Genomic DNA, 13,739 nt, shown 5'->3' with positions numbered 1-13,739 from the left:
GCGCGTGCTGCTCGTGACGTGCGTGCGCACGAGCTCGTCAAGGCCCGGAAAAGATTCATCGACCTGCAGCGCGGCGCGTGGTTCGTTGCCGACGAGACGGTCAAGACCCGGAACGGGTTCCTTGTGCCGCTCGTGCCGCTCGTCGCGTCGTGGATCGAGGAACTGCTCGCGCTGTCCGGCGGCTCGCCGTGGCTGCTGCCGGCGCGCGGCCAGCAGCGCATCAACCGGCTCGGTGACACGCACGTTGGGAACACGACGCTGTGGGCAGCGATCGATCGAGCGTTCCAGCGTGGCGCGCTAGAGGCCCGTCGCTTCACGCCGCACGACACACGCAGTACGGCAAAAGGCCACATGATGAACATGGGTATCCCGAAAGAGATCACCGAAATCGCCCTCAACCACAAGCTCAGAGGGATGGAAGGGATCTACGACGTGCGCCAGGAGATCCCCGAGCGCCGCACGGCGCTGGAAAAGTGGGCCGAGTTTGTCGGCGCGTGCGCGGACGGCCGCTAGGCCGAGATCATCCCGATTCGGCAGTAAGAAGGATTGCCGCGGCGTAATTGGCCGCGCCCTTTTACGGAGGTGCTAACATGCCGCCCGGAGAGACTGGAACGTAATATGGCACCAAATAACCAAAACGCGTTTACCGCTCTGCGTTTGCTGGCGGCATACGCAGTCATCATCACACACAGCTACGTGGTGCTCGGGTTGCCGCACGATTGGCTTGAGGCGCACGGCTTCCCGCAGTTCAGCGAGTTCGGAGTAAGCGCGTTCTTCGCGATCAGCGGGTACCTCGTGTGCAAGTCGCTGCAGCGCAACCCCCGTCCGCTGGCATACCTGCGTAACCGCACGTTGCGGATATTCCCGGGCCTGGCGGTGTTGCTGCTGCTGACGATCTTCGTCGCCGGCCCGATCATGACGCACACGTGGTTTTCGGGCTGGCTCACGTACTTGACGAACATGTCGTTGTTCCGGCTTGTCCCGACGCTGCCGCACTTCTTCGCGACAAACCCGGTCCCCGTCATCAACGGTTCGCTGTGGACGCTGTCGCTCGAGGTGACATGTTACCTGCTGCTGCTCGGCGTATCGTGGGCTGGCGCGCTGAACTGGCGAGGAATGCTGCTGATGCTGGCAGGATTTTACGCAGCGCTGATGGGTAACATGCTATGGGCGGACGGCACGATGTTTGGCGTTGGCACCTTCCAACTCGCGCGGCTCGGCGTGTTCTTCTGGGGCGGCGCATTCATCGCGACCGTGAAGCTGCCGCGCAGCTGGATCCTGTGGGTGGCTTCGGTCTTGCTGGCGCTGCTGCCCTACTATCTGTTCGCTTCCAGCCCGGACTGGAAGCTTAGGGCGTACGCACTCAATCTGCTGCTGCCGTTCATCGTGATCTTCGCGGCAGAACGCCTGCCGAAGCTGGCTTTCCTGAACCGCTTCGACATTTCGTACGGCGTCTATATCTATGCGTTCCTGATTCAGCAGATGCTGGTGTGGTACTTCGGCACGGGCGTGGACCCTACAGTCCTGTCGCTGCTGACTGTCCTGATCGTGACGCCGATTGCCGCGGCCTCGTGGTTCCTGATCGAGAAGCCGGCGCTCGCCCTGAAGAACGGCTTCGCCGCCTCGGCAAGGAAAACCGCGCAGACGGCTTAGCGAATCCGCGCGGAGCATGTGGCCGTGCTGGTCGATACACCGGCCGTCGCTACCAGGTAGACGGTCGTGGTTGCCGACAGCGAAAGCCGAACAGGGGTGCCCTTGATTTCCACGCATTTTTCCGGTCAGCCGCCTTTAGGCCCAGTAAGGCCTTGCCTTTCGGCCCCAAATAAATATCCATATAAATCAAGGTGATACTGTCTACCACCCTTGCTTGAGGGGGCGCTGGTCCGTGTCGGCAGGTTGTGTCGGCCCGAAATTCCATCACTGCCAGCTTGCAAGCAGCCCGAAAGGCCTCCTTGTTAGGCTCGATGACTGGACGACGCGATGGCGTTGTCGGCCGCGGTACTCGGCAGGATCCGCTTCGCATAGAGCGCCACTGGGAAATTGAAGGTGCCGCGCAAGTTGATACCTTCCATACGAGTGGGAGCGATTCGCCGCAGCTGCTCTGGGGGGGCGGCGGAATTCTTGGACTATTTGGGAGCTAGTCCATGTACTCATACGAAGAACGCATCCGAGCAGTCAAGCTCTACTTGAAGCTTGGAAAGCGCCTTACCGCGACCGTTCGTCAACTAGGCTATCCCACAACGAAATCGCTCGAACGCTGGTATCAGATGTACGAGCGATGTCTGGACTTGCCGAAGGAACGTATCTGCCTGAGGCCGCGCTATTCGGCAGAACAAAAAAAGGCGGCCACAGACCACTATATGACCCATGGCCAGTGTCTGGCAGCAACGACAAAGGGTTTGGGGTATCCGGGACGCGGAACGCTCGTCGCCTGGCTCGACGAGCTGCATCCAGAGCGAAAGAAGCGCGTTCTCGGGAAGGCGTCGGGTGTTCGGTATACACCAGAGCTCAGACGGACAGCGGTCATCGATCTATGCACTCGACGAGAAAGCGCAGAGGAAGTTGCTAAAAAACCGGGACTTTCGCGCCGCAGCACCGAAAGAAAAATGGCTCACAGACATCACAGAGTTCCAGATTCCGGCCGGTAAAGTCTATCTGTCGCCGGTCATCGATTGCTTCGATGGACTAGTGATCAGTTGGTCGATCGGTACGCGGCCAGACGCCGAGCTTGTGAATACGATGCTCGATGCTGCCATCGAAGCAATCGGTATGCGTCTTTCTTGAAGAACTTCACGACGACCTGTTCGAACTGATTGTGGTCGATCGGAGCCATCGTGCCCGCGCTGTCCGTCTGGCCGTTCACGATCTCGCCCGACGCTTTGTGGACCTCGCCGACATATCCTTCTATCGGATTACCATCGGAGGCCCGCACCAGTTTCGGCACGCGCCCGAGCGGCGCATGATCGAACTTCGGCATGTCCGTGCTCATGCTGGCCGGCCCCTGCCATGAATGGCCGGCGGACTTCACGGTGAACTTGCCCGGGCATCCGGGCTCGATGTCGCTGCCGTGCAATTTCAGGGAGGCACCGCCGGACGTCGTGAAGACCACCTGGTCGTTCGCCATGCCGGTGATCTTGCCGTCGGCCGCCGTGAACTGGATGTTCTTCGCGGAATCGATCTGCGTGTCGTCAGCCTGGCTCTGCAGCGTAACCTTGCCCTGGTTCGCGATCGCCGATCCAGCTAGAGCAGCGGAAATATTGATCGATCCGTTGCATTTCCATGAGCAGTAGAGTCGCCCCGAAATTTATCGGTGAGTAATGAAGACCTACGTTTGGCCACCAGTCTCAGAGTCGACGCCGCATCATGTAGAACGTTAGGTCGTCACGGCCGACTATCGAAGTCGGGGAAACATCCCGTGTAAAACCGAGCAGTTCGTAAAATCGATATGCAGACTCACGGGCTGTGCACCAAATTAGGTTGCCCCTCTGTTCTCTAACGTGACGGACGCAGAGATTAACCAAAAGTCGACCGAAACCAAGGCCACGCGCAGAGGGATGGACTGCCATCCCTCGAAGACGCCATTCGCCCGGCTGCGATGTGCGGCATGACGTCTCTTCGCACAGTGACGCAACCGCGACAATTCTGTTTCTATCGCTCACGGCGAAATGAACGGTCGTTGGCGCAAGATCTCCGTGAAGCGCACTGGCCTCTCCGTGCCCGGTCATCAAGATCTCCGCCCGAAGGGGATAGGTTTCTTCCGCTCTGACGGCGGCGATGGTAAATTGCACTTCTTGTGGAGTCATCTTGTTGTCCGTTTTCTCTTCCGGCGCTGATTTTCTTTCCGGTTTTGACGCTAACACACTCGCAAAATTATCAGTTGCCGCGTGTTGCCAATAAGGGTAACTTCTAATGCGCCAACGCCTCCTAATCATACGCCAACTGTGATCACAGATGTCCACGAAAGTATCAACAGATGCAGAACTTGCCTACGAAGAAATCCGCTCCCGGATTTTTGAAGGTACGCTAGCGCCTGGGCAGAAGATATCCCATCGCAGCCTGTCACACGAACTCGGCTTCGGTCATATGCCGGTGCGCAGTGCATTGCATCTGCTCGAGTCCGAAGGACTAGTGGTCGTGATGGAGAAGAGCGGCACCTATGTCGCCTCACCATCCAACGACGACTTGCGAGAAATTTTCGAGATGCGCCTGGCGCTCGAGAGCACGGCCGCATTTCTCGCTGCGAGGTCGGGTGTCACTTCGGGTCTGCGACAGGCCGTCGAGAAAATGCAGAGACTGATTGACCAAGGTGTCGCGGACATTATGCTCGAGCAACGAATCGGGTGGGTGTTCCATCAAGAGCTGTTTGCGGCCGCAAGGAACTCGAGGATCTCGACGGCGTACGACCTGTTGCGAGCCCAAACTTTGGCGCTAAACGAGCTTCCGCGGGGCGATGCCGACACGGTTCGGCGTGGCACTATCGAGCACCTGGATATCTATCGCGCGATCGAAGCGAAAGACGGCGAGCTCGCGCGTCAGTGTATGTGGAGCCATATTGTCAACGGTACCCCAGCAAGAATCAAACTACTAAAAGCCCGGCATGAACACGAAAATTAAGCAACCTTCGCTTCCAATCCAAATGCTTGGCGGCCTTGTGCTCGGGGTCGCTTGTGCCGTTTTTTTTCCGGGCTTTTCCGCGAAACTTGGCTTTTTGACTTCGATGTTTGGCCACGCGATAAAGATGGTCGTTATGCCGCTGATTTTTTTGTCGGTCACGGTAGGTGTATTTCGCGCGGGACGACTCCGGGAGCGGCTGGGAACGGTTGCTATCTCTAGTATCGGGTTCTTCCTCCTTATGACCGTCCTGGCAGCGGCGCTAGGATTGTTGCTCAATTTTGCGTTCCGTCCGGGCCTCGGAGCGGATAATGCACACTCAGGATCAATGCCGGCAGCTCTCGCGTCGAGTATTGATTGGACGAAGTTTCTCGTCGACTTAATCCCGGCAAACATTGTGGCCGCGCTGTCGGCAGGAAACAGTCTTCCTGTGCTCGTCTTCGGTGTGATTCTGGGGGCGGCGTTGGCGGCAACGGCGGATCGCGCCGAACCGGCAATCGCCGTCTTCGAGGCGCTTCTATCCGGGCTTTTCAAGATGACCGAATGGGTAATCGCCTGGTCGCCGCTTGCTATCTTCGCAGCGAGCGCGCAGCTGCTGTCGACGAAGGGTTTTAGCGGTGCACGCTCGCTGATAGCGCTACTGGGCGTTGCGTATCTCGGTATGGCGGTTCTCGCCATATTGCTTACCCTGGTAATTCGGATCGCTGGCCAGTCGCCGGTAGCCGTGCTGCGCAAAGTGCGAGAGCCGCTGATTCTCGGATTCACGACAAGGTCGTCGGAAATTACGTTTCCACTTCATCTGAAGAAGTTAGTGGAAATGGGCGTCCCCCATGGAGTCGCGTCCACGATCTTGCCTCTGGCCTATATTTTCAATCGTGATGGCGCGGTCCTGTATACCGCCCTTGCCGTGGGTTATCTTGCTGATGCGTATCACCTTGTTTGGACATGGCCGCTCGCGATCACGATTGTGCTTTTGACGATCATTACTATCGACGGCGCGGCCAACGTCCCGTCCGGAGCGATTGTCGCCATCACGATTGTTTTAACGTCGATCGGATTGCCCGCTGATGCTGTTCTGTTGCTTCTCGGCGTAGACGCTTTCTTCGACATGGGGCGGACCGCACTTAACGTCTACGGGAGCACGGCAGCTGCAGCTGTCGCGGTGAAACTCGCTGGTCCGGCAGGGCTCGCAGCAGAACCAGTGCGCGAACAAGCGAACGCGTAAGGGACTGTGGTCGAGCATAGGCGAGCGAGTACGCCCTCCCTCTTTCATTAAATTGCGGCCTGCTCCCGGCACGACCCTACGGCGGCACCCCCGGGGTGGTGTGAACTTGAATCAAGAGCCAGAGCGCTCTTACAACGGCAACGATTAGTATAACTATTCAACTAGTTGAGGGTTCAATGATGGTTCGTTCAGACGCAGCCGACTTCTTTATGCTCCGTTTGGGAACGCCACACCCAACCTGGACGTTAACCGATGACAGCAACATAATTGGCCTCGGCGATTCGGTCCGGGTGATAAGTGCTGTGATCGAGTTGGATCGCGATCAGGTCGCTCAAATCCGAGGACTAGGGCAATCGGTCGAGAGAATCAGGTGTATATGTGACCTCTCAGGGCGCGAGCTTCGTTTTTATCTCCACGGCAAGCAGCTATCTCAGGGCATATGGGCTGGCATCGCATCGAGCGATCCCGAGTACCTTCCGAGCGAGGCGGTGATTGCAAGACTGGAGATTCCTAATTTCCGAGCAGACGAGGGTGCTAGGTCGCAATCGTCTGCCTTGCCTAAACTGCGATCACAGTTTCAGGTGACATTATGAGCGAGAACAACGTTAGTTATCGGGGACTCGTCGACCACTTCGGCACTGCTCGGCCAACGTGGAAATTTTCGGGGATCGACAATTTTGTAGAGCTGTCTGCACTCGAAGAAGATGGGGATACGAATACTCCAGAACATCCAAACGATCACATCACCACGGTCCCATCTCGGTTCTCGTGGTGAGCGTCTCGTTTTGTCTCGCCAGCGGACTAACCGGCCCTCGGATGCTGGCTTTCCGCTTCGTGCAGGCCCCTTTGCACGAAGCGCTTTTTATTCCTGTTCGGTCCCGCTTCTCGGTGCTGCGTGATCGACGCTCCTGGTAGGAAGTGGAGTTGCCCCTGTAACTCAGGACACGCGGACACCGTTAGGTTGATGACACCGCAGCACGCCTGAACTCGCGAGGCGAGCGGTATTTCAGGGCTTTATGCGGGAGGCGCTCGTTGTAGTGTTCAAACGCGATAGCCAGACGCGAGTGGAGCAGCCCCCTGAAACACCTACAAGGACCTTCGGGTTCTTGCAATGTCGTTCTGACATCTCTGCATTGCGGCACGATGGCGACGAGATGGACTGCGCACCTACAATCGGCCTGCGAGCGCGCTCGGCTCGGGCCAGAATACTAACCGCTCAGCAGGGCTCCGTCCGGACAGCGGCATTGCGCTGTGCATGCCGAGCGTTTCATCGAGCTGTCCTGCTGCCGGTCCAACCTGTCGTCGATTCGTCCGTTGCAATCTGTCAGAGAAAGGCGCTGCTGTTGCTGCTTACTGTTCTTGCGGTTGCATACGCATAAAGCATGCCGGCACGTGGTCGGGCCTGAACGACTCGTCTCGCGTCAGTAGGGCCCAGATAATGCGCGCGCGTTTGTTAGCGAGGGCCACGAGGGCCTTTTGCCAGCCGAGCCTGCCCTGAACTTCTTGGAGCCATCGGGATAAGCGGTCAGGTTCGTTGGCAAAGCGCGAACTGAGCGCGGCGCACGTGCCTTCGCGCCATATCACGTTGCGATAGCGCGAAGCATCGAGCGTCGAGGCCAGATCCTTGACTCCGATCAGCTCATGTCCCGGCGCGCACCTTAACAAGCTATGCGGCCGGCCCGATTTCCCAGTGGAGGGTTCGGGCGGTAGTGGTGCGATGCCCAGCGCCCATACGCGCGTGTTCGAGCGAATACCCACCGCATACTGCAGCCCGAGATCGCTGACGGCCTCGCGAAACGAGGTGTCGTCTCCATAGCCCGCATCTGCCAACACGACACCGTCAGGCGCGCCGCTTTGCCGTGCTTCTCGCACTGCCCGGTCGCAATTTCGGGTTTGGTTGCAAACTCAATTTCTTCGGGCACGCCTGCTTTCTGTCGTCGCGCCGCATCGTCGCTCCATTCACGCGGCAGATACAGTCGATACGACACCGGTAAACGAGGCCACCGCCGACGGTCTGGATCCATGACGCCGCTGGGATGCTCGCGAGGTCCTTCGGCACCTGGACGGTGGCATTGCGGACCGTACCGCCGCGGATGCCGAACGGGTCGTCCGTCATTTCGATGTACGAATGGCTTTGCGCCGCCGGGTCGCATTTCGCGAAAATCTTGACGTGGTCGACCTCATTGCGCGGCAGGTCCAGGGCCTGGAACAGTTCGGCCGGCTGGCAGCTCATTTGCACGTCGACCGAGAGAATCTTCTGGCAGGACTGGTCGCCGAGCGCCCGGGTCTCGCAGTAGGTCTCTGTCGTCGTCTTGCCGGGGATCTTGGTCTGCTCGACGTGGCACTGCTGCGTGTCAGTGCCTTGGGCGGTGCCCGGATTCGCGATGAGGTTCTTCGATCCGGTCATCAGAGGATCAACGAGCTGATCTTGTCAGCGCAAGAACGCAGTGTGGTGATGTACACAATTTAACGACAATTGACGCGGGCAACGTGCGATACATTTATTGACCGAAAACACTGAAAATGCTGCTAGGCCGCACGATTGTTGGTCCGACCTCAGTTCTAACTAAAGCCGGCCGGAAATTGGGCTAGGGTCCAGTCAGGTACCAGGCTCAACGCAAACACGACGAAGACAAATCACCATGGACGCATCCGACATCAATATCCGCAAGATTCTGGAACTGCTGCCGCATCGGTATCCGATTCTGCTGGTCGATCGTGTGCTCGAATTCGAGCCGCAGACGCGGATCAAAACCCTCAAGAACGTGACGATCGACGAGCCGTACTTCGTGGGGCACTTTCCTGGGCAGCCGGTGATGCCGGGTGTCATGATTATTGAGGCGCTGGCTCAGTCAGCCGGCCTGCTGACGTTCGGCGCGGACATGGAGCGGAGGGCAGGGGCGCTATATTACTTGGTCGGGATCGACGGCGCTCGATTCAAACGCGTGGTGCGTCCCGGCGACCAACTCCATCTGAACGTTACCGTGGTGCGTTGCATCCGTGGTATCTGGAAGTTCCAGGCTAACGCGACCGTGGGCGGCGAAGTGGCCTGCGAAGCCGAGTTGATGTGCACCGTGAAGCAGGCCGAAGGTTGATACGACTCCTAGATGCTATGTGGGAGGGCAGCGCCAACAAGTCTGACCGGAGTAAAACGGGGTTTGCACATTCGTTTTCTCCGAAGGAGCACGCAAATGGACATGCCCGACACCGCCCTCAGTGGGCAGAATACGACGACGACGGCGGTTGGCCGCCTGTACATGCTTTCGAACTGGGCGAGAAGAGCTGGAAGCTCGCACTGGGTGATGCCCGGCGTGCGCCCAGCCGCTGTACGGTCGCCGCGGGAGACATCGCGGCGGTTCTCGCCGCCGTCGCGAACGCGAGGGCGCGCTGCCATCTCGGCGCCGACGACCTGGTCTACAGCTGTTATGAAGCTGGCCGCGACGGCTTCTGGCTGCACCGCTGGCTGACTGAACAGGGCATCGCCGATCTCGTGGTGGATTCGGCCAGTATCGCGAGGTGAACCGTCGTCGTGCCCGTCGCGCCAAGACGGGCCGGCTCGATAGCGACAAGCTGCTGTCAATGCCTATCCATTATCACACTGGCGAACGGCGTGTGTGGGCGGTGGCGCGCATCCCCACGCCCGAGCAGGAAGACGACCGGCGCCTGCACCGCGAACTCGAACGCCTGCGGCAAGAACGCACCGCGCATACCAACCGGATCCGCTCGCTGCTCGTGTTGCACAACCTTCGGGTCCGGTATGTTGGCGGCGGCGTCTGGACGCACTGGTGGACCCAGCAGCGTGAGTTGCTCACGCCCGGTCTGTGTGCCGAGATTGACCGCGAATGTGAGCGGCTCATGCTCGTGCGCCAGCAGATCCGCCCGCTCGAAGTGCAGCAGGAGCAGCAGTTGCACAGCGGCGCGCACCCCAGTATGGCGTCGCTGGCACAGCTTGCGGGAATCGGTACCGGCAGCGTGTGGACCCTGGTCAGGACACTGTTTGGCCGGCGACAGTTTCACAACCGCCGAGAGCTGGCCGGCTGCCTGGGTCTGCACCTATGCCGTACGCCAGTGGAACCAGCCAGGTTGAACAGGGCATCAGCAAGGCGGGTAACGACGATGCCGCTGGCTGATGGTTGACCTTGCCTGGAGCTAGCTGCGCCTGCAGCCCGGCAGCCAGCTCAGCCGGTGGTTCAACGAGCGCTTTGCTGGTGCCGGCAAGCGGATGCGGCATATCGGTATCGTGGCGCTGGCACGGCGTCTCGCGATCACACTATGGCGCATTGTCGAGCATGGCGAGATCCCTGAGGGCGCGATACTCAAGTCGGCAACGGCTAACACCGTGAGGGCACGAACCATATAAGAGGCGTAAGCCGTCAATAAACGACGCCCTACCGGCGCGCTGCCGGCGGCCATGTACGGTGCTCGCCCCGTGGCGTCACGCACGCTGCTTCAGCAGCCCTGCCAGGAGTGTCAGCGCTTCCGTCAGATCTTCGAACGACGGGCCGCCGAGGCAAAGTCGAATCCCGCTCGCCCGATCTTCCGGGTTCACCATCATGGATTCCGGCGGGGTCAACTTGATACGCATCGCTGCAGCGACGGATGCGACGCGATTGGCAGCGTCACGCTCCATCGGCAGCCAGGCGTTGTAGGCGCCGGGATGCGAGATCAGTTCGCTCGCGCCGAGCAGAGAGTTGGCGAGATTGGATCGACGCCGCGCCTCGTGGTGCAGATCCCGCTGGATCGAGGAGATGACGTCGGTGGCCAGCCATTCCTCAACCACTGCGCAAGAGAGCGGCGATGGCGCCATTGGCAGGTCCCGCAGCGCGTCTTCCGCTGCGTCGTTGAGTCCGGCCGGCAGCGCGAGCACGCCGATCTGCAAACCGGGGCCAAGCGATTTGGACAACCCGTTCACATGAAAGGTGATCTCGGGCGCCAACGCCGCAAGCGTTGGCAAAGCCGGCTCTGCCGACGCATAGACGCCGTCCTCGATGATCCACGCGCCCGCCCGGCGGCAAATATCCACGATGGCCTGCCTTCGTTCCGTGCCCATCGTTGCCGTGGTCGGGTTGTGCAGCGTCGGTGTGAGATAGACCGCCTTGCTGCCGGTCGATGCAGTGCCGTCGAGTGCGTCCGCCAGTGCCCCCGGCGCCATCCCTTGCGCGTCGGTCTCGACGCCTTGCATCCGATATTCGTTGCGCCGAGCCAGCGCGATCGCGCCAGGATAGGTGATCCGCTCGGTCAGAAGCAGCCCTTGCGAGCCGCAGGCAAGATCGAAGGCCAATGACAGCGCCTGGCGGGCGCCGCTCGTTAGCACCAGATGCGACGGTTCCACCATCATGCCCAGCGTTTCGAGCCAGCGAGCCAGCACACGTCGGTGCTCCATATGCCCAGCGGGCGGGGCATAGAGATTGAGATGGTCCGCATCGATCTTGCGTGCGATCCCCGTCAATGTTCGCGCCAGCAAGCGAGCGTCGAGCATGGCTGGCGGCACATTGGACGAAAGGTCGATCTGGCGATCCTGATGCGCCTGGCGGATCGCCACGAAGGTTCCCCGGCCCTTGACGCTGCGCGTCAGGCCTCGCCGTTCAAGCGCGGCATAGGCTTTCGTCACCGTGCCAAGGCCAATCCTCAGTTTCAACGCGAGATCGCGATGAGCGGGCAGACGGTCGCCTCCCGTCAGCCGCCCCTCGATGATGTCGTCGGCCAGCGCGAGGACCAACCGCTCGGCGGTATTCGCCTCGATGTCGGCAAGCCGTGGTGACCAGGGGGATTGCAGGAGCATGTTCGCCGCCTAGATATTAGTGTTACGTGACACTATTTATATAAACGAAAAGAGTAACATTCGCGATGTGATTGGATGAAGTCAAGCATTTCTGGAGGCGCCTGATCGCCATGACGGGCGCATGGAGAGTCAAATGTTCAGCCACGTAACTGTTGGGGCGCGTGATCTTGGGCGTGCAGGCCGTTTCTATGACGCGGTGCTCGCTCCGCTCGGACTGAAGCGTCGCGTCGTCATGTCCGATGGCGGGCCGCCGGCGCTTTGCTGGGTAATCGGTCAATCGCCGCTGCCGCGCTTCTATGTCTACATCCCTTACGACGGCGAGCCGGCGACCATCGGCAACGGCAGCATGATCGCCTTTCTGGCCCCCTCGCAAGAAGCCGTGAACACGGCCTACGCGAATGGTCTCGAGCACGGTGGGACGGACGACGGTGCACCCGGATTACGCCCGCACTACGGTGACGGCTACTTCGGCGCGTATCTGCGCGACCCTGACGGGAACAAGGTCCATATCGTTCATCGCGGAGACCTCCAGCCATGACGCTGGAGACGCCCCGCATCTGTGGAGAAACTCGAATGATCGCCAGTCAGATTGCACTCGCCTACGGCACCTATCTCATCGCCACCGCCAGCCCCGGGCCGAGCAACATGGCGATCATGGGAACAGCGATGCGCGACGGCCGTCTGCCGGCCCTCGTTCTGGCTGCCGGCGTCATCACGGGCTCGCTCTTCTGGGCGATCCTGGCGGCGACCGGCGTTTCCGCCGTGCTGGCGGCCTATGCCGAGGCGCTTTTCGCCATAAAGATGATTGGTGGTGTCTATCTGCTTTACCTGGCGTTCCGCACGGGCAGGTCGGCGCTGAAACCGGGCTCCGGCTTCGCGAAGATGGAACCAGGACGCTCGACACCTCGTTATCGGCGGCTCTATCGCCAGGGCATTCTCATGCATGTCGGAAACCCGAAGGCGGTTCTGGCCTGGATGGCAATCATGTCCCTTGGGCTTCAGGAGCACGTCCCCGGCGGCACCTTGCCGGCGATCATCGGTGGTTGCGCGTTCCTCGGCGTCATCGTGTTTGGTGGTTATGCGGTCCTCTTCTCGACCGCTCGGATGATCGCCCTGTATACCAGCCTCCGGCGCTGGATTGAAGGCACGCTATCCGCGGTGTTCGCCGTTGCGGGAGTCAAGCTGCTTGCCTGGCAACGTTGATATTCCGGCTTGTCGGCGCCATCACGAACCGATCTGAATTGAAAGAGCGATGTCATGACCTTTGTGATCCATATGATCGATGTCTTCGGCGCCGGGCCGCTTTCGGGCAATCCGCTGGCGGTCGTCATCGGTGCCGATGCGCTGGCAACGGATGACATGCAGCGGCTGACGCGGTGGTTCAACCTGTCCGAGACCGCCTTTCTCTTGCCACCCACGCATCCTGAGGCCGACTACCGGGTCAGGATCTTCACGCTGGACAGGGAGATGCCTTTTGCCGGGCACCCGACGCTCGGCAGCTGTCATGCGTGGCTCTCGACGGGGCGCGTGCCGAAGAGCGAAGCGGAAATCGTCCAGGAATGCGGAGCCGGGCTGGTTCCGATCCGACGCAATCACGAGCGGCTTTCCTTCGCCGCCCCGCCGCTGATCCGCTCCGGCGCGCCTACACAGGATGAATTGGACCAGGCTCGGCGACTGCTGGGGATCGAATCTGGCGATGTCCTTGATGCCGCCTGGATCGACAACGGTCCCGGATGGCTGGGCATCAGGCTGGTATCGGCGGAGACGGTGCTTGCCCTCGATCCGCTCCGCAGTTGGCCCGGCCGGATCGATGTCGGCGTTATTGGCCCTCATGCAACAGGCGGCAACGCGGCCTTCGAGGTTCGCGCCTTCTTCAGCGACCATCTGGGCGCTATCGTCGAAGACCCGGTCACTGGAAGCCTCAATGCTGCAATGGCGCAGTGGCTGTTCGCGACAGGTGTGGTTGAGGACGACTATGTCGCCGCCCAGGGGACACGCGTCGGCCGCCATGGCCGCATTCATTTGACCCGCGACGAGGCTGGCCAAATCTGGGTCGGCGGCACGACGCGTACGCATATCGAAGGCCGGCTCTGCGGCTTTTGAAAAGGCAAACGAGAAAGC

The 13,739-nt window shown here is 60.2% G+C and carries 13 protein-coding genes and 3 pseudogenes; 12 read left to right on the top strand and 4 right to left on the bottom strand.

What is annotated here, in order from left to right; all coding sequences use genetic code 11:
- Positions 1 to 18 precede the first annotated feature (18 nt).
- The 3 genes and pseudogenes from DM992_RS43245 to DM992_RS39165 all read left to right on the top strand — a co-directional run.
- Positions 19 to 513, top strand: coding sequence for a tyrosine-type recombinase/integrase (locus tag DM992_RS43245; RefSeq protein WP_239511499.1), 495 nt, complete (start codon positions 19 to 21; stop codon positions 511 to 513).
- 105 nt (positions 514 to 618) lie between these two features.
- The gene (locus DM992_RS39170; protein WP_111021555.1) at positions 619 to 1,653 is read left to right on the top strand and encodes an acyltransferase; all 1,035 of its coding nucleotides are present in this window, start codon (positions 619 to 621) and stop codon (positions 1,651 to 1,653) included.
- Between the two features lie 491 nt (positions 1,654 to 2,144).
- Positions 2,145 to 2,766, top strand: a pseudogene (locus DM992_RS39165) (DDE-type integrase/transposase/recombinase); the annotation flags it as partial.
- Positions 2,767 to 2,779: 13 nt separating this feature from the next.
- Here the strand turns inward: DM992_RS39165 and DM992_RS39160 are convergent.
- Positions 2,780 to 3,235, bottom strand: a pseudogene (locus DM992_RS39160) (DUF2345 domain-containing protein); the annotation flags it as partial.
- Between the two features lie 109 nt (positions 3,236 to 3,344).
- Positions 3,345 to 3,725, bottom strand: coding sequence for a GNAT family N-acetyltransferase (locus DM992_RS39155; protein ID WP_239511543.1), 381 nt, complete (start codon positions 3,723 to 3,725; stop codon positions 3,345 to 3,347).
- A 226-nt stretch (positions 3,726 to 3,951) separates the two neighbouring features.
- Between DM992_RS39155 and DM992_RS39150 the strand changes: the two genes are divergently transcribed.
- Together DM992_RS39150 and DM992_RS39145 are read left to right on the top strand one after the other, a co-directional pair.
- On the top strand, positions 3,952 to 4,614 hold the full coding sequence (locus DM992_RS39150) for a GntR family transcriptional regulator (protein ID WP_111021552.1): 663 nt from the start codon (positions 3,952 to 3,954) through the stop codon (positions 4,612 to 4,614).
- Entirely contained in the window at positions 4,598 to 5,836 is a 1,239-nt protein-coding gene (locus DM992_RS39145) for a dicarboxylate/amino acid:cation symporter (protein WP_111021551.1), read from the top strand. The genes DM992_RS39150 and DM992_RS39145 overlap by 17 nt, the downstream gene beginning before the upstream one ends.
- A 1,350-nt stretch (positions 5,837 to 7,186) precedes the next feature.
- On the opposite strand, the pseudogene DM992_RS39135 reads toward DM992_RS39145, so the two are convergent.
- Positions 7,187 to 7,830: pseudogene (locus tag DM992_RS39135) on the bottom strand (transposase); the annotation flags it as partial.
- Between the two features lie 134 nt (positions 7,831 to 7,964).
- On the opposite strand from DM992_RS39135, the gene DM992_RS43235 reads away from it, so the two are divergent.
- From DM992_RS43235 to DM992_RS43225, 4 genes are all read left to right on the top strand, one after another.
- Positions 7,965 to 8,306, top strand: coding sequence for a hypothetical protein (locus tag DM992_RS43235; protein WP_162631849.1), 342 nt, complete (start codon positions 7,965 to 7,967; stop codon positions 8,304 to 8,306).
- 172 nt (positions 8,307 to 8,478) lie between these two features.
- The gene (gene fabZ / locus DM992_RS39125; RefSeq protein ID WP_111021548.1) at positions 8,479 to 8,931 is read left to right on the top strand and encodes a 3-hydroxyacyl-ACP dehydratase FabZ; all 453 of its coding nucleotides are present in this window, start codon (positions 8,479 to 8,481) and stop codon (positions 8,929 to 8,931) included.
- A 17-nt stretch (positions 8,932 to 8,948) separates the two neighbouring features.
- The gene (locus DM992_RS43230; RefSeq protein ID WP_239511498.1) at positions 8,949 to 9,356 is read left to right on the top strand and encodes a hypothetical protein; all 408 of its coding nucleotides are present in this window, start codon (positions 8,949 to 8,951) and stop codon (positions 9,354 to 9,356) included.
- A complete protein-coding gene (locus tag DM992_RS43225) occupies positions 9,353 to 9,973 on the top strand; it encodes a hypothetical protein (RefSeq protein WP_239511497.1) in 621 nt (206 codons plus the stop codon). Before DM992_RS43230 ends, DM992_RS43225 begins: the two co-directional genes overlap by 4 nt.
- Positions 9,974 to 10,271: 298 nt before the next feature.
- Here DM992_RS43225 and DM992_RS39115 read toward each other — a convergent pair whose 3' ends face one another.
- Positions 10,272 to 11,618, bottom strand: a complete 1,347-nt coding sequence (locus DM992_RS39115) for a PLP-dependent aminotransferase family protein (protein ID WP_111021547.1) — start codon at positions 11,616 to 11,618, stop codon at positions 10,272 to 10,274.
- Between the two features lie 133 nt (positions 11,619 to 11,751).
- Here DM992_RS39115 and DM992_RS39110 point away from each other — a divergent pair, with 133 nt between their 5' ends.
- The 3 genes from DM992_RS39110 to DM992_RS39100 are packed head-to-tail and all read left to right on the top strand — an operon-like array spanning position 11,752 to position 13,721.
- Complete coding sequence (locus tag DM992_RS39110) at positions 11,752 to 12,156, top strand: VOC family protein (protein ID WP_111021670.1); 405 nt, start codon at positions 11,752 to 11,754, stop codon at positions 12,154 to 12,156.
- A 35-nt stretch (positions 12,157 to 12,191) separates the two neighbouring features.
- Complete coding sequence (locus DM992_RS39105; protein ID WP_111021669.1) at positions 12,192 to 12,821, top strand: LysE family translocator; 630 nt, start codon at positions 12,192 to 12,194, stop codon at positions 12,819 to 12,821.
- A gap of 54 nt (positions 12,822 to 12,875) precedes the next feature.
- On the top strand, positions 12,876 to 13,721 hold the full coding sequence (locus DM992_RS39100) for a PhzF family phenazine biosynthesis protein (protein WP_111021546.1): 846 nt from the start codon (positions 12,876 to 12,878) through the stop codon (positions 13,719 to 13,721).
- The last annotated feature ends 18 nt before the right edge of the window (positions 13,722 to 13,739 follow it).

This window comes from Burkholderia sp. JP2-270, from assembly GCF_003233675.1.
Taxonomy (GTDB): domain Bacteria; phylum Pseudomonadota; class Gammaproteobacteria; order Burkholderiales; family Burkholderiaceae; genus Burkholderia; species Burkholderia pyrrocinia_C.
Note: the sequence above shows the minus strand (reverse complement) of the source record. Positions and strands in the feature narration are given on the sequence as shown.